The organism is Flavitalea sp. (assembly GCF_035489435.1).
Taxonomy (GTDB): domain Bacteria; phylum Bacteroidota; class Bacteroidia; order Chitinophagales; family Chitinophagaceae; genus DATHKG01.
The window spans coordinates 26,995-44,657 of record NZ_DATHKG010000148.1 but is presented as its reverse complement, the minus strand read 5'-3'; the positions used below and the strand labels follow the sequence as shown (position 1 = coordinate 44,657).

Here is a 17,663-nt window from a genome sequence, read left to right as displayed (position 1 = left end):
AAAAGGGCCATACAGTACCAGACTCACCAGTGAACTCAAAAGGTCCATTGGGGTAAATGGTATCACTGCATGTGGCTTTTTCACAAAGTTATTAATAAGGTGATATCGATGAAACCGATCGAAGACTCACCACTCACAACTTTTTTCACGGTTCCGTTTGCGCGGACTTTTCATTCACCGCTACCAGGTCACCTAAGTCCACTGTTATCGGGATCAGCCCCAATTTCACCACGGCCTTGCGTCCTTTTATTTCAATAACCTCCCCTACCTGGTGATTCTTTTTCATCAGCACCTTCTGCCCTACCAGGATATCGGCCTCTGACTGCTCGTATTTTGAACTAATTTTTTTCTGGGCCTTATCGGTGGATTGCTGTTGTTTTTGTTTAAACAGCAGCATCTGGAGCTGTTTGATCAGTTCGTCTTTTTTATCCTGTCCCGAAGCTTTCCGCCAGTCAAAAACTATCTGCTTCAGTTTCCGCTCCATATCTTTCAGATAGGCCAGCCGATCCTCCGTGATTTTGTTTTGATGACGAAGCAGCTCCACCTGTTGATTGTGTTTTTCTTTGTTGATATAGACTTCCATCTCCTTACGCAGACGCTCGTTTTCCTTAACCTGTTTCTGCAGTTCCTTTTTTTCCTTATCGATAGTCTGCAGATCCTGTTCAGTCGTGTTAAGCAGTTTATCTAAACGGAAATGATCCTCTTCCACAAGCGCCCGGGCCCGGCTTATCAACTTGGGATCGAGACCAATTCTTTCTGCAATGGAAAATGTATATGAACTTCCTGGTTTCCCGATAATCAACCGGTACATCGGCAACAGATTTTTTTCATCAAATGCCATGGCGCCGTTCACGATCCCCGGCGTTTTGTTTGCCATTACCTTCAGGTTCAGATAGTGGGTGGTCACAATTCCATAAGAATGTTTTTTTACAAGCTCTTCCAGGATAACCTCTGCAAAGGCGCCCCCAAGGTTAGGATCACTACCACTTCCCAACTCATCGATAAAAAACAATGTCCTCCCGTTTGCTGTTTCCATGAAATACTTCATGTTTTTCAGGTGAGAACTATAGGTAGATAATTCAAATTCGAGACTCTGGGTGTCCCCGATATGAATCATGATCTGCTTGAAAATACCCATTTCGGAATGGTCCTGGACGGGCACAAGCAGCCCGCTCTGAACCATCAGTTGCAGTAAACCCACTGTTTTCAGGGTCACAGTCTTACCACCCGCATTAGGGCCTGAAATTACCAGGATACGGCTTTTCTCATCCAGGGTAAGATTGACCGGATAGGTTGGTTTTCCTGATTTCTTGTTGTAAAGAAGCAGAAGCGGATGATAAGCAGCAACAAGATGTATATGCGACTTATCAAGCAAACGTGGAAGATTTCCGTTCATGTCAAATCCAAGTTTCGCCTTTGCTTTTATGAAATCATATTCTCCAAGTACATTATGATATGCCTTTAAAAGATCAGCAAAACGGGATAGTTTTGAAGTCAGCTCCCGAAGAATGCGGTATACTTCGCGGCTTTCATCGCTTTCCAGTGAATAGATTTCATTGTTCAGTTCGATGGTTTCTTCCGGCTCGATAAAAGCGGTTTTCCGGGTATCGCTTTCGCCATGAAGTATGCCTTTAACCTGTCTTTTCTGTTCGGCAAATACGGCAACAACCCGACGTCCATTCAAAAAAGCCTCTTCTATATCAGCTATATAACCCAGCTTGCCTAGTTTTTGAATGATCTTGTCAAAAGTGCGGCGCAGTTCATTCCTCCGACGGTATAGGCTCATACGGATACGTGAAAGATCATCAGAGGCATTGTCTTTTACCTGCCCGCTTTCATCCAATACCAGGTCGATCTCGTGTATAATCAGTTTCTCGTAATATGTGTCCTTGATAACATCTGCAAGTGCGGGATAAGCGATCCTTTTTTCATTATCGAACCAACGAAATATGCTTTGAGTGTTTTCGGCCAGCTTCCTGATATCTATAAACTGATCACCAGTAAGCAGTGCCCCCGGAATGCCAAGCATTTTAAGCTCTTTTGATAGATTCAGAATATAGTCGAGCGGAAAATACTGCCCGTTTTGTACGATTATTTTGAATTCGTTGGTTTGATTTAATTCGAGTTCGATAAACTCTTTTCGTGTGTGAATGCGCAGTGAGAGACTTTTGGATTTTGCATACTCCGTCTGGCAATGTGCTTCAAGCAAAGCCTTAATTTTATCAAATTCCAGTTGCACCAATGCCGAGTCCGGGAAAGCTCTGATCATCTTAAATTCGTCCTTTTTTTGCGTGCGAAGTTACAAAAATCCGGCGTAAAAGGTGATCGTGATTTTGCCTGGGCTCCATCATGTACTGACCCCTGGGGTGAATAAAGAATCAGTAATAACGCAGTTCGAACTGTATCTGGAAAAATTTCGTATCTCTGTTAATAGTTCGATAAATAGATTAATACTCACAACCCGTAAGAAGCTTTTACTGTTTAAGTTATGCGTCTGAATGATACTAATGAATGATGCTAAAAAAATGAAAAATAAGATGAATATTATTTTAACAGGAATTCTTGCACCGGTTTTGGCGCTGTTCTCCTGTACGCAAAACGAAAATTCAAATCCAGGCATGAGCACAAAGCTATCGACGGCTGTAACGGCTTCAGAAAATTTCTCAGGGATCAAAACCGATACCGCAACCTTTGGAACGGGCTGCTTCTGGTGCACAGAAGCCATTTTTCAACAATTGGATGGGGTGCTGAAAGTAACCTCAGGTTATAGTGGCGGTCATGTAAAAAATCCAAGCTACGAACAAGTTTGCGAAGGAACTACCGGACATGCCGAAGTAATACAAATGATTTATGATCCGGCAAAGATCAGTTTCGACGAATTACTGGAAGTTTTTTGGGAAACACATGATCCGACCACTTTGAACAGGCAGGGCAATGATGTGGGAACGCAATACAGATCTGCCGTTTTTTATCATAATGCCGAACAGAAACAAAAAGCAGAAAAATACAAAACTGATCTCGACAAGAGTGGAGCATTCAGCAATAAAATAGTCACGGAAGTAACCCCGGCTTCTGCCTTTTACGCAGCGGAGAATTATCATCAGAATTATTATAATCAAAACGGATCTCAGCCATATTGTAATTTTGTAATCAGGCCGAAGATGGAGAAGTTTCAGAAGGTGTTTAAAGACAAGATCAAACATTAATCGTTGAGCGATTTGATTGATATACATTACGAAATTCCGATTCTCGTAAAGCAGAATCCCGATCCGGCTTAAATCAATTCGTTTTTCAGTCTCATGAGTAAATAAAAAGGTTGCTACTTCCGGGTTAGCAACCTTTTCCAGTTCTTATCACACCTGCATTTGTTATCATTTGAATTAGTCGGATTCTAGTTAGTCGGATTTTAATTAGTCGGATTTAGTTATTCGGATTTTAGTTATTCGGATTTTAAACTTCTGGTAGGATTTACTCTTGCTGCTTTTATCGCCTGGATACTTACTGTAAAGAAAGCTACGCCAATTGCAAAAACACCCGAGTAAACAAAGATCCAGGTATCTATTGTAATTCTATAAGCAAAACTGTCAAGCCATCTACTCATGATCCACCAGGCCACCGGCCATGAAATTACGGTTGCAAGTAGTACCAGCCGGATGAATTCGTTGGTAAGCAAAAACGTTACATTATAAACCGAAGCTCCCAATACCTTTCTAATACCGACTTCCTTGAACCGGAATCGCGCTGAATATGCAGACAGACCAAATAATCCAAGACAGGAAATAAGAATTGCAAACCCTGCAAAAACTTTGAATATTTCACTCATCCGGTTTTCGGTTTCGTATAGCCTGTTAAGTTTATCATCTATAAATACATAAGTAAACTGGCTCGAAGGGGAAAGCTGTTTTAGTTTAGATTCGAGGGATTGCAACACCTGTTTAATTCTTTCACCTTCAACTTTTACCAACAGATAATTTGCCTGGTATGGATTATATTGGATAACCAATGGTTCCACCGGTGAGTGAAGCGATGCAAAATTGAAGTCATTAACAACACCAACAATGCTACCTGTATCTTTGCCAAGAACAACTGTTGCGCCAATGGGGGAGCTCAAATGAAGCGTCTTCGCGGCTGTTTCATTTATTATAAATTCCTGGGATCTGATGTTTGGAAACTGGTTGTTGAAATTTCTGCCACTTTTTATTGATATACCAAGGGTTGACAGCATCCTGTGGTCCGACCACAATATTCTCGTCGATTGTTCGATTGCGACATTAGCCTCGCTACCTATCGTTTCAAATGATTGCATACTAAATCTTTCACCAGGTAAAGTTGAAGTTCTTGCATACCCCTTAATGCTTTTATCACTTTCAATAAAGTCTATAAGGGGTACGAAGTTTTTCCACATCTCTTCATACATCGTAACTGCCAAAGTATGTTCCCTATCGAAGCCAAGATCTTTATTATGAAACAGGCGAATCTGCCTGTATATTACGATGGTACTAAAGATCATGAAAACTGCTACTACAAACTGGAATACAATAAGAGTCTTCCGCAAAGTATTTACAGGAGTTGCATTGTTTTTTCCTCCTTTGAGTGAATTGATGGTCTTAAAATTACTGATGGACAAAGCAGGGAAAATGCCCGCGGCCAATGAGATCAATAGCACCAGTGAAATAATAATTCCAAAATAGGGAACTGTGGTTAATTCCCGGATATCAAATTCTTTCCCCGTGATATCATTGTAAAAGGGGATACTTATTTTGAAAAGCAACAATCCGATAATCGTTGCAATCAAAGTAATCAGAAAAGATTCGCCCATGAATTGTGTAATAATCTGTTGGCGGGATGCTCCAATCACCTTACGAACGCCAACTTCTTTTACACGTTTAAGTGCGTGCGCTGTAAAAATATTGATAAAATTTACGACGGCTATTAACAGGATAAAAAATGCAGCAACCGAAAAAATGTAAACATAAGTCAGGTCGCTGTTTGCATTCATTTCCTTTTCCAGCTTTGAGCGAAGATGAATATCAGTAATAGGCTGCAGGTGTAATTTCCTGCTTGTCAGGATCTCGTTGTTTGTTTCGCCTGTAGGCCCGTAAAACTTCAACATAAAATCCGGAAACCTGGATTCAACCTGGGCCTTCCGGCCCTGGTCCTTTAGTAACACATAAGTGTAAAATCCGTTCCAGGTAAGTCTTTCCAATGATTCCTTATCGAGGTAATTTTCTATTGTACCCATCGAAAGCAAATAATCAAACTGTAAGTGAGTAGGATTAGCAAAATCTTTCACTACCCCTGTTACAGTCAACGGGATTTGGCCTCTTTGATCGTTGATTATTTTTCCAATAGCATTTTCATTTCCAAAATAACGCCTTGCTGTTTTCTCGGTTAGGATAATTGTATTTTTTTGTGAAAGGGAAGTCTTCGGATCCCCACTAATATATTCAAAATTAAAAATGTTCTGAATGTTTGAATCAGCGAAAAAACCACCTTTCTCTTCAAATCTTTTTGTTTCGCCTCCTGTTGGACTATAACTAAATACCTGGTAAGGGTAAGGCCTGTGAAGCCGCGCAGTTTGTTCTATTTCATGAAACCCTTGCTTTAAAGCCGCTGCAAGAGGTGGTGCAGTCGCGGCCCAATGACGGGTATCTTTTCCCAGACCCTCCTGTGTTACCCTGAAAATACGATCAGATTGCGCAAAACTCTTATCATAAGAAACTTCTTCCTTTACATGAAATATTATGATCAGTGCGCATGCAATGCCGAGGGAAAGACCCAGGATATTTACTGACGATAACATCTTATCCTTCCGGATATTTCGCAATGCTATTTGAAAATAATTTTTGAACATATTGTGTGTTTTAACTTAAAATCTTTATTACCGCAGCTACTCAGACCTTAAACTCCTTACCGGATTCGCGACTGCAGCCTTGATAGCCTGGTAAGCAATTGTGAGCGCTGCAATGAAGAATGAAACACCAATCGCCATCAGGAATATTTTTAATCCAAAACTTACCTGGTATGCAAAGTTCTCAAGCCAGCTATGCATCACGTAATAAGCAACAGGAGCTGCTATAACAAATGCAATTAAAATAAGTATGGCCGATTCTTTGGCAAACAATGACACTATATTAAAGATAGATGCACCCAACACCTTACGGATACCGACCTCTTTGGTCCGTTGAGCCGCAGCAAAAGCAATAAGCCCATATAAACCCAGGCATCCAATTAATATAGCAATAGAAGAAAACAATTTAAATGCAGTATAAACTTTTTCTTCCTGCCTGTAAGATGCGGCTATCTTATCATCCAAAAATTCATATTGGAAAAGTCTTTCCGGAAAAAGAGCAGACCATTCTTTCTCAATTCTTTCAATAGATTGACGCAGCTGGGGTGATTGTAGTTTTACACTGACCGAATAAAATCCATTAGTATCATAAACCAGTACACAGGGTCTTCTCAGTTTATGTTTTGATTCACTTTGAAAATCCTGTACCACACCGATGATGGTAGAATACTGACCCGATTGTTTAAAATGCTTTCCGATTGCCTGTTGCGGATCCTGGATGCCAAGTTTATGGATCAGGGTTTCATTAACCACAACATTTGCAATGGTATCTCCCACAGCTTTTTTACTCACTTTTTGCCCTGCAAGTAATTTTAACCGGAACATGTCCATATACTTTTCGTCTATGAATTTTAGTTCGGTTACATCGTCCTTAGGAACCCCCAGCTCTTCTGAAGAGAAAGGAGCAAAGGAGTTATTATAAATGGGTGCCCCGGAAGAAAAACTGAAATTGGTGACAGCAGGTATAGCCGAAAGTTTTTCACCCAGTACGTCCCTCTTGTCATTGCCAAAAATACGGAAATTGATGACTGCCTCTTTATCAAACCCGAGATCCTGGTTCTTAAAAAAATCCATCTGGAGCGCAACTACCAGTGTGCCCACTATTAAAATTTGAGAAATCGCAAATTGTACCACCACAAGGCCCTTGCGAAGCGTTAGTCCTTTTAGCGAAATGGCTGATGTTGCTTTCAGGGTTTTAATTGGTGCAAACGCAGACTGCACAAAAGCCGGATACAGGCCCGCCAATAAGATTACAGAAACTATCAACAAAGCTATAAGACCTAGTACAGAACTGTTTCCTAACTGCGAAGAAGCGATTTTTACATCCAGCCATGAATTGATCTGCGGCAACATTAACCAGGCAGCCAGGGTGCCTATAATAACAGACAGCATCACCAACAGGCTGGTTTCGCCCAGGCACTGACCGATTAGTTGTTGTCTTTTTGCACCCAGCACCTTTCTTACTCCTACTTCCTTTGCTCTTCGTATTGCCTGGGCCGTTGCGAGGTTAATAAAGTTTATACAGGCGATGATAATAATCAGGAATGCAACAGCGCCAAGTGTATAATATGTTTCCCTTGATGTGGTCGGACTAAATGCAGTATGCAGATATCGCTGGTCAAAATGGATATCTTTCATTGGCTGCAGTATCAATTTTGCTTCCTTGGCGATATCCTTACCCCAGGTTTTTTCAACAAATGCGGGCAATTGTTTCTGCAACTTTTCAGCAGAATAATTTTTGGGAATTACGATATAAGTATAGCCACCGTTGATATTATAAAAATGCCTGTTTTCAACATTAAGTCTCTTCCTGATACTTTCGAAAGAGATAATAAAATTGAATGGCAGATGCGTGTTCCCGGGCAGGTCCTTTATTAAGCCGGTTACTTTCAGATCCAGCTCATTTTGAACATTTAATACTTTTCCCATGGGGTCATTATCACCAAAATATTTCCGTGCCATTGACTCAGTGAGCACAACAGCATTTGGCCCGGATAAAGCTGATTGAGGATCACCGGCCAGCCACTCATAATCAAATATTTTCATGAACTGGTCGTCGCCAAAAGCAAATGCTTTTTCAGTGTAGCGATTCTCGCCGACCTTCACCATTCCTTCCTGTTGGAACCAGAATTGGGATACATGCTCAAGCTCGGGGAAAGCTGTACGAAGATTGTGGGTAACGACCATGGATACACTAGGATTAAAATCCAGCGCGTTCATTGTTACCCGGTATGTGCGATCTGCTTTTTGATGAAAGCTATCATAGCTCAGCTCATTTCTTACGAGCAGAAATATCAACAAACAGGAAGCAACACCGAGGCTTAATCCAAAAACATTGATAAATGAATAGGTAATGTTACGGCGGATATTACGGATAGCTACCAACAGATAATTTGTAAGCATAGATGGATTTGATTGTTGAACAAATTCACGAAAGGCTATGCCAAAATCATAAGATGTTGATCTCTAATAGATTAATACAGTCACAAAACTACGAAACTGTTCGGTTACGAGACATTTATCTGGGTGAAAACGGACATTGTGCAGTTCACTATTCTGATTTTAAAGTATTTACAGGATTCATACTGGCTGCTTTGATAGCTTTAAAACTGACAGTCAAAATCGTAACTAATAAACAACCGAAACCGACCAAAATAAAGATCGGCCACTCAATGGTCGTACGATATTCGAATTGCCGGAGCCAGCTGTTTACATAAAGCCAGGCAACCGGCGCAGCTACGAAACATGATAGTAACACCAGTAACACAAACTCTGAAGTCAGCAACACCCACAAATTAAATATGGATGCGCCAAGCACTTTTCGAAGTCCAATTTCTTTACTGCGTTGTTCTGCAATAAAAGTAGTTAACCCAAACAATCCAAGCGCGCTGATTAAAATGGCAAGACCCGAAAATAATTTTGATAGTTTATTGATTTGGGATTCGTCAAAAAACTTTTTATTGTATTCATCCTCCACAAATCTAAAATCAAACGGCTGTGAGGATGTGAATTTTTTAAAAACTTTTGCAATTTCATTTACGGTTGTAACATTATCTGCTGTTTCTTTTATCCTTATAAAAAGGAAATTATCATAGCCACGGGCCATACAATATATCGAAGGTCTTACCGGCAAAAAAGGAGATTCAACAACAATGTCCTTTATAACTCCAATTACAGTAAATGGTTTTCCATGCCATCTTATTATTTCTCCAACCGGGTTATTCAGGCCCATGAACCTGACCGCGGCCTCATTCAATATAAAACCAGCTGAATCTGAAGCATAGTTCTTTGAAAAATCCCTTCCATCCAGGAACTGCCAACGCATCGTTTTTCCATATTCAACCGAAACACCAGTATTCGGAAAATCAACAACAAGTTCAGGGTCCTTATTTTTCCATTCCAATGCATTATCCGTTCCCCATACATCGGTTACGGTGCTTTCAGACATTGCTACGCTTTCTACTTTTTGCGTATTATATAGTTCGTTCTGAAAAGCGTTGAAATGTTGCGAAATGTCCTTCGCTGGCAGGTAAACCTGCAATAACTTATCCGGGTCATAGCCAATCGGCCTGTTTTTTCCAAACTGTATCTGGCGTGAAATCATGATTGTTGCAAACAGCAGACAAATACAAATAGAAAACTGGAATACGACCAACACTTTACGCGGAATTGTTGAAGATTTGCCTGCCTTAAACTCACCCTTCAAAACTTTTATAGGTTTAAAGGATGACAGATATAGAGCCGGATAACTGCCAGCAAGAAATCCGGTAGTCAGAACAACAATAAAACAAAAGAACCAAAACAATACACTGGTCCATGGAACAGCCAGATTAGTAGCCATTGCGGTATTAAATACGGGCAGGAAACTAACGACTATTAGAATAGCAAAGGCAAGAGCAAGCAGAACAATGATAAACGACTCAAGATAGAATTTTGCAATAAGCTGATAACGGTGCGATCCGATGGTTTTGCGAATACCAACTTCCAGTGCCTTTTTCCTTGAACGCGCAGTAGTCAGATTCATGAAATTTATGCAAGCAAGAATTAAAATAAAGAAGCCAATAATTGCAAACATCCGGACGTATCGGATCTTTCCCCCGTTGATCATCCCGTTTTTGTAGTCAGCATATAAATGCCATTTATTCATCGGCTCAAGGAATATTTCGGGATAATCTTTTTTAGGATTTGAATTATTTTTTTGGGCAACAAGGTGTTTTATTAACCGGGAAACTTTTTCCATGTTTTGATTTCTGGCAATCTGCACATAAGTTTGTACCGGGCTTTTATCCCAGTTGTGCATAATTGGGGTCAGCCATTTCTCATGTGCCAGGTATAACGAAAACGGCGAAATGAATTTTACATTTGCAAATGTTGAATTTGATGGAAGGTCTTCGTATATCCCTGTTACTTTAACTTCAATATTATTATCGATAAACAAAATCTTATCCATTGGGTCCTCAGATCCGAAAAAAGCTTCAGCTGCAGAAGCGGTAAGTAAAATGGAATTCGGATCCTTTAACCCATACAATGACCCTTTTATCATTGTAAGACTGAACATAATCGGGGCTTCCGGTTCCATGAATACACCCTGTTGATTAAATGCCTTTCCTTCAAAAGACAATACATGGGTCATCCTGTGAGATGATCTGATAATGTGCTTAAAATAGGGTTTATAAACGGAGCGGAGTTCATCTGCAAGTGGTAACGGAACAACTTTATCAGTTACAATATTGTTGTTTACCTTAATGTTCTGCCGGACTTTTGCAATCGTTTCAAAGTTCTCATGAACCTTGTCGTAATTTAATTCACGGATTATCCATAAACCGATTAAAATACAGACAGACATTGCAAAAGCCAGGCCTCCGATATTAATTAATGAAGCAGTTTTATTTCGCAAAATCCCACGAAATGTAATTTTTAGTGTCTTAACCGGCATATGGCATTATTTGTTTTTGAAAACGCTCATTTCTCAATCCTCGCATATCTCAGCTCAAGCAAATTCAAACCATTCGGTTCAAATCCTTTCACATTCATCTGAACTAATCTTATCACCTCATCATACCAAAGTGGTATTACCGGGGCATCATCAATCACCATCTGGTCCATCTGCTGGTATAGTTTATTCCTTAAACTATCATTGTTTTCTTCGAGCGCAAGTTCATACAATGTATTAAAAGCAGGATTGTTGTACCGGGTATAGTTTGGAGGTGCAGGGTTTTTACCATAGAAAACACTCAGGTAATTTTCGGCTTCGGGATAATCAGCTATCCAGCTACCACGGAAAAACAAAGCCTGTGATTTCGCCGTCTGTTCAAGCAACAAACTTTTCTGAATCACTTCTACCTGCACATCAATTCCAACTTCTTCCAGTTGTTTTGCGATAAAACTACCAAGATCAGAATATATAGGAACCGTGAGTAACCGAACCTGGGGCAGTCCGCGTCCGCCAGGGTAACCAGCTTCGCTCAATAGCCTGCGTGCTTTTTCCGGGTTATAACGATAACCTCTCACAATGGTGGTATCATAAGCCGGTAAACCGGCGGGAATAAAACCGGCCTCTGCTGGGATACCGATCGAATTACGTAGATAAAGCATCATCTTCCTTCGGTCGATGCCATAATTCATTGCCTGTCTCAATTTTTTCGAACGCAAAGGAGAGTTTCGTCCGAATTCACCCGAACTATCAACCATGATACCCAGGTATTCTGTATTGAGATAAGGATGTTTTGAAAGCCGGATCTTTCCCTCCCACTCTTTTTTTAAAATTCCATTTTTGCTTAACACTTCATCTTTAAATGAAGCATCCAGGTCATTTGTAAAATCAAGTTCTCCCTGTCTGAATAATAGAAATTCGGTGGCTTTATTGTCATAAAAAGTAGTCTTGATAGCGTCGAGATATGGCAGTCGATTACCTGCGCTGTCAATTTCAAAATAATTTTCGTTTTTCAGAAGCACCATCACCTGTCCTTCTTCCCAGGACTTCAGTTTAAACGGCCCCGTGCCACAGGGATGACTACGAAAATCCTTACGCCATTTCTCAACCACTTCTCTTGGCACAACAGAGCAATATTGCATACTCAACAAACCCAATATAGGAGTGAATGGACGCAATAAAGTTAAGCGGAAAGTAGAATCGTCAAGAGCCTGAAAACCACTTAGTTTATCAACCCTGTTATTGAATATCCATGCCCCGCTACTCGCAGTTGCCGGATCCATGATCCTTTGCAGGCTATAAACAATATCTGATGCAATCATCTTCCGACCCTTACCGCCTGGGAAAACTTCATTGTCGTGGAAATAAACGTCTGGCCGCAAATGAAAAACATAAGTTCGCCGGTCTTCCGAAACATCCCAACGATATGCAAGTGATGGTCCGATATTAAGATCCTGGCTGGTCTCAACCAAAGTATTGAATACCTGGTGAACCGCCCACATGATTGACTGGTTTTTTGCAAATGCGGGGTCCAAAGATGCTATCCCGGTTTGCTCGTTATACCGAAAAACCATTTTCTCTTCATTTTGCCTGTCAACACATGATATGAACACAGAACAAAAAGTCAAGACAAAAAAAGAATTAATTATACCTTTCACCCAATTTATCATATCAATTTGAACGAGGCTTATGCGGTTTAAAAATAGTAATCATATTTATGTTCCGGCAGTTATATTTTTGGTAATCCTGCAACTACCCTTTTCATCAGCACTATTTAGCCAACCCCTGAATAAAAAGAACAGTTTTACGCGCCAGGATACACTGCGAGGTTCCATAGGCCCCGAACGAGCCTGGTGGAATGTATTGAGATATGATATTGAAGTAAAACCTGATTATCTCAAAAAGGAAATCAGCGGTTACTCACAGATAAGCGCTACAGTATTAAAACCAGGGAAAACTTTACAACTTGATCTGCAGGTGCCCATGGAGATAGACAGTATCATCTATGTAAACGAAACAAATGCATCGCAGGCTAAGCTAAATTATAAGCGCGACGGGAATGCCTGGTTTGTTGATTTTGAAAACGAACTGACATCAAAATCTTTTATTATACGGGTGTATTTTCATGGAAAACCCAAAGAAGCAAAAATGCCACCCTGGGATGGTGGATGGATCTGGAAAAAAGATAAAAACGGCGCTCCCTGGATGAGCGTTGCCTGCCAGGGTCTCGGTGCGAGTGTATGGTATCCCTGCAAAGATCACCAAAGTGATGAGCCTGATAAAGGTGCCAGCCTTACGATGATTGTTCCGGATACTTTGGTCGCTGTTGGCAATGGCAGACTAAAATCGCAAACAAAAAAAGGCAAACTTGCTATCTACACCTGGGAAGTGGTAAATCCTATAAATAATTATAATATCATCCCGTATATCGGGAAATATGTTCATTTCGGTGAAATATACAAAGGTGAAAAAGGCAAGCTGGATTGCGATTATTGGGTGCTAGCAGAAAACCTTGAAAAGGCGAAGGCCCAATTTACCCAGGTTCCAAAAATGTTAAAGAGTTTTGAATATTGGTTCGGACCTTATCCATTTTATGAAGATGGATTTAAACTGGTTGAATCACCACATCTTGGCATGGAACATCAGTCTGCTGTGGCCTATGGTAACCAATATAAAAATGGTTATCTCGGTAAGGATCTTTCAGGCACCGGCGAGGGCCTTAAATGGGATTTTATCATTATACATGAAAGCGGGCATGAGTGGTTCGCAAATAACATCACTTCCAACGATATTGCAGACATGTGGATCCATGAAGGATTTACGGCATATTCTGAAACCCTGTATACCACCAGCGAATTTGGAGTAGCCGCCGGGAATGAATACGTGATCGGCACCCGCAATCACATGGATAACGATATTCCCATTATCGGTAAATATGGTGTTCAACAGGAAGGTTCCGGAGACATGTACTATAAGGGTGCAAACATGCTGCACACCATCCGTCAGATTATTGATAACGATGAAAGGTTCAGATTAATTCTGCGTGGACTGAATGCTGAATTTTATCATAAGACCGTTGATACAAAAGACATTGAAGCGTATATCAGTAAACAAGCTGGCAAAAACTTTTCAAAGGTGTTTGATCAATACCTCAGAACAACACAAATTCCGGTACTGGAATATACTATAGACAAACAGATAATTACCTATCGCTGGACCAACTGTGTGAAAGGTTTCAATATGCCGGTAAAAATTATCGGAGAAGGAAAAACACAATGGATAATACCTTCCCCTGATTGGCAAACAGGTAAACTCGGACCTGAGTTTATCAATGGAATCACAACGGATCCGAATATGTATGTAACTTCAAAAAAAGTGGACGCTAAAAGCGTTTACTGATAGAAGAATACCCATAAAAAGCGTCTAATAAAAGTAGCATAACAACTATCCCAGCCCATGAGTGATATCCGAAGGCAAAGTATTATTTCATCATTCGTGGTTTACTTCGGTTTTGCACTGGGTTTTCTGAATACTTATTTGTTTGCAAGAGAAGGCGGATTTACCCAGGAACAATATGGTCTGACGGGAATATTCATCGCGATAGGAAATGTCATGTTTTCCTTTGCGAATCTTGGCATGCAGACCTATATTCATAAATTCTACCCTTATTACAATGAAAATACCGCACCCGCCAGAAATGACATGATGACCTGGGCGCTGCTTACAAGCTTCATGGGATTTCTTATTGTAATGATTAACGGCATTATTTTTAAAAACTTTATCGTAGCAGGTTATATCCGTACTTCCCCTGAAATAGTTAAGTACTACCATTATCTTTTCCCTTTTGGTTTTGGCCTGACAATTTATTCTGTATTGGAAGCATTTGCCTGGCAATTAAAGAAAACCATATTAACAAATTTCTTAAGAGAGGTAGTCTGGCGGTTCTTGTTAACCATACTGATTATACTATCCTTCGCAAATATTATTTCTTCATTCGATTTATTCATAAAGCTATATGCGTTTACTTATCTCGCAATCGCAGCGATATTAATGATCTATCTTCTGGCAACTAAACGTGTTCATTTCACGTTCCGGCCCAGCAAAGTCACCGTTAAATTCAGAAAAAAAATACTCACGCTGATAGGATTCGTATGGGGTGGCGGGCTGATTTTCAATATTTCAAATGTATTTGACACGTTGGTTATAGCTTATATAATGCCGAATGGTCTTGCTTATGCTGGTGTGTATACACTTGCTCAAAACATTGCCAGCCTGATACAGGCGCCTCAACGTGGTGTCATCTCAGCGTCGATTGCGCCACTTTCAAAAGCGTGGAAAGATAAAAATTTTGATAAGATCAAAAGAATTTATCATAGTTCTTCTATTAACCAGTTGATTTTTGCTTCTGGCATGTTTGTCCTTATCTGGCTCAACTTCACGGATGGCATTTTTACTTTCGGCTTGAAAAAGGAATATCTTGATGCAAAAAATGTTTTTCTTTTTATTGGGCTCATGCGCATATTGGACATGGGCACCGGGGTAAATGCACAGATCATCGGAACTTCTACTCAATGGCGTTTTGAATTCTTTACGGGAATAATTTTGTTAACCTTAACGCTTCCCATTAATTATTTTCTTACAAAAACGATGGGCGTTATAGGACCGGCAATTGCTAACCTGATCGGCTTCTCAATTTATAATGGCATACGATATGCTTTTCTCCTGAAGAAATACAATATGCAGCCATTTAACAGCAAGAGTTTTTTAACCCTTATACTTTCGGGCGCAGCATACGTGGTTAGTCATTACCTGTTTCACGATAAAATCGGGTTTGGCTGGATAGTACTGAGAAGCAGCGTCTTTATGACAATCTATATTAGCGGAATATTGTTGATGAACCTGTCCCCGGATATCTTGCCTGTCTGGGCTACGATCAAAAAGAAAATAGGTATAGGTCAATAATTAAATTGAAGATTTGCAGGAGGCTGGCCGGCGCATATCATATCTATCCAGACCCTTCGCATAAAAATCCGGCGTGATCAACTCAGTTCTGAATCCAAGCCTTTCAAAGAATCCGTAAGTATGCTGTGTAGTGTCCAACACGATATCAAAATCCGGATATTCACCTTCTATTATATTTATTCTGTATAGCGACAAGGCTTTTCCAAAACCTTTTTTATGATGCCTGTTATGTACAAGACCCCAGGCAAAAACAACCTGTTTTTTTTCTTTATCAATGGCAAATCCCCCGCAGCCAACTACCTGGTCATGAGACAGGATTACATAATAACTAAGTGCCTCATCCGGGGGGGTGCCGGAAACAGCATTCCACACCTCGTTTAACCATCTGCGATAGTCCTTTGTCTCCAATTCAGTAAAAAAGGTAGGAATGTTGCTTTGAAAGCATTGAACGCAGGCATCCGCATCGTATTTATCGTATGGTCTGATATGAAAAGGTTCCATAAATCAAGTTAAAAACAAATACCAGTACACATGCATCCTGCAAAACCAGGAGCACTATCGTACTCTCCCCGAACCAGCAAATCTTCTTGCGAAATAATCATCACCCAGGTCATTGATCATCACACCACCTGAGGTAGAAGCATGCACAAATTTATTGTTCCGGAGATAAACACCAACATGAGAAATACTACTGCCATTGGTCTTGAAGAATACAAGATCACCTTCTCTCAATTCTTTCTTCGAAATTCTTTTAGATTGATTGTATTGTTCAGCCGAAATGCGTGGCAGATTTAACTGGTAGATATTTGACATCAGCGCCTGGGTGAACCCGGAACAATCTACTCCATCCTTAGAAAAGCCTCCATAACGGTAAGGAGTACCGTACCAGGAGTCAATGAAGGAAAACAATTTTTCATCGTCTACTTCTTCTACAGGTACATCCAGTAAAATCGCATATTTAAACTGAAGCTGGCCAAAGGATTTTTCTGATTTTTCGCCGCGGGAATTGTCGCCGGGAGAAGGGCCTTTTTTTACTGTCTTCCTGGGTGCCGCTGAAGGTCCATCATCATCTGAATATTTGGGTTGCTTTAAACGAACAACAGGCTGAGTTGTTTCGCCGGATGTTGACGATTTAGCTTTTTTTGAAGATGAGCATCCCGCAATAACAACAATCCCAAATACCAAGGCCAGATTTTTCAAAAGCATTTATTTAGTCCCAAAAATAGCGGCAAAGTTAAATGATCGCTTTGTTAAAACGGTCAAAAAACATGCCTTATTGCTTGTACACTCAAATGAAAACAGCTCATAGACCTCAAATGAGGTCGACTATGGGATTTACCTCAAATGAGGTTCACTATGGGATTTAATGAACAGCAAGTGCTTCTGGTATTTCTTCTCGTATCTTTTCTACTAAAGTTTTCTTTTTCTGAAGTTGTCTTTGCACAAGTCCGGCTACAATACCTCCCGCAAGGTATATTGCTATAGTGAGTATCTGCGTTTTGGTCGTGGCGTTACTATATTTTTCATCCAGTCCTAAAGGCTCCGGCAATAACAGGGCGCCCACTCCTGCCGCAAAGCCAAGGGTAGCACCTGTAACAACGGGGTTCACCGGCAATCCTCCAACCATCGAATAATACATTGCGTTACCAGCTATATCACCAGCCATGGTAAGCTGAAACAAACTGTCTTTTGATGGCATATCATGCCCTGTTGATCCAATGATTTTTTGAATGGCCTGCTCTCCCAGCCTATCCATACGTGGAGCATTTTTTACTGTTTTCCTGAACACCTGGTGCAGAAAGGTGAGCGCAATGGCACCACTAAACCCGCTGATAATAGAAGATGGTATTTTCATAATCTTAATATTTATCTAAATATTGAGTGAACTTTTTGTTTATTAAATTTTACAAAACCCGG

11 protein-coding genes are annotated in these 17,663 nt (G+C 40.4%); 3 read left to right on the top strand and 8 right to left on the bottom strand.

Annotated features, from left to right (window positions below; genetic code table 11):
- Window positions 1-145 precede the first annotated feature (145 nt).
- Complete coding sequence (locus VK664_RS23005) at window positions 146-2,266, bottom strand: endonuclease MutS2 (RefSeq protein ID WP_461401060.1); 2,121 nt, start codon at window positions 2,264-2,266, stop codon at window positions 146-148.
- Window positions 2,267-2,537: 271 nt separating this feature from the next.
- Here VK664_RS23005 and msrA point away from each other — a divergent pair, with 271 nt between their 5' ends.
- Window positions 2,538-3,206, top strand: coding sequence for a peptide-methionine (S)-S-oxide reductase MsrA (msrA, locus tag VK664_RS23000; RefSeq protein WP_461401059.1), 669 nt, complete (start codon window positions 2,538-2,540; stop codon window positions 3,204-3,206).
- 233 nt (window positions 3,207-3,439) lie between these two features.
- On the opposite strand, the gene VK664_RS22995 is transcribed toward msrA, so the two are convergent.
- From VK664_RS22995 to VK664_RS22980, 4 genes are all read right to left on the bottom strand, one after another.
- A complete protein-coding gene (locus VK664_RS22995) occupies window positions 3,440-5,854 on the bottom strand; it encodes an ABC transporter permease (protein ID WP_461401058.1) in 2,415 nt (804 codons plus the stop codon).
- Between the two features lie 36 nt (window positions 5,855-5,890).
- A complete protein-coding gene (locus VK664_RS22990; protein ID WP_461401057.1) occupies window positions 5,891-8,254 on the bottom strand; it encodes an ABC transporter permease in 2,364 nt (787 codons plus the stop codon).
- Between the two features lie 148 nt (window positions 8,255-8,402).
- Window positions 8,403-10,787 carry an ABC transporter permease gene (locus tag VK664_RS22985; RefSeq protein WP_461401056.1) on the bottom strand — a complete coding sequence of 795 codons (2,385 nt, stop codon included), beginning with the start codon at window positions 10,785-10,787 and terminating at the stop codon, window positions 8,403-8,405.
- Window positions 10,788-10,813: 26 nt separating this feature from the next.
- On the bottom strand, window positions 10,814-12,358 hold the full coding sequence (locus tag VK664_RS22980) for an ABC transporter substrate-binding protein (protein ID WP_461401055.1): 1,545 nt from the start codon (window positions 12,356-12,358) through the stop codon (window positions 10,814-10,816).
- A gap of 115 nt (window positions 12,359-12,473) precedes the next feature.
- Here VK664_RS22980 and VK664_RS22975 point away from each other — a divergent pair, with 115 nt between their 5' ends.
- Window positions 12,474-14,183 carry a M1 family metallopeptidase gene (locus VK664_RS22975; protein WP_461401054.1) on the top strand — a complete coding sequence of 570 codons (1,710 nt, stop codon included), beginning with the start codon at window positions 12,474-12,476 and terminating at the stop codon, window positions 14,181-14,183.
- A 57-nt stretch (window positions 14,184-14,240) separates the two neighbouring features.
- Window positions 14,241-15,746: a lipopolysaccharide biosynthesis protein gene (locus VK664_RS22970; RefSeq protein ID WP_461401053.1), complete on the top strand. Its 1,506-nt coding sequence runs from the start codon at window positions 14,241-14,243 to the stop codon at window positions 15,744-15,746.
- Here VK664_RS22970 and VK664_RS22965 read toward each other — a convergent pair whose 3' ends face one another.
- From VK664_RS22965 to VK664_RS22955, 3 genes are all read right to left on the bottom strand, one after another.
- Window positions 15,747-16,247 carry a GNAT family N-acetyltransferase gene (locus VK664_RS22965; RefSeq protein WP_461401052.1) on the bottom strand — a complete coding sequence of 167 codons (501 nt, stop codon included), beginning with the start codon at window positions 16,245-16,247 and terminating at the stop codon, window positions 15,747-15,749.
- Between the two features lie 54 nt (window positions 16,248-16,301).
- Window positions 16,302-16,946, bottom strand: a complete 645-nt coding sequence (locus VK664_RS22960) for a C40 family peptidase (RefSeq protein WP_461401051.1) — start codon at window positions 16,944-16,946, stop codon at window positions 16,302-16,304.
- A 163-nt stretch (window positions 16,947-17,109) separates the two neighbouring features.
- Window positions 17,110-17,601: a hypothetical protein gene (locus VK664_RS22955; protein ID WP_461401050.1), complete on the bottom strand. Its 492-nt coding sequence runs from the start codon at window positions 17,599-17,601 to the stop codon at window positions 17,110-17,112.
- Window positions 17,602-17,663 lie beyond the last annotated feature (62 nt).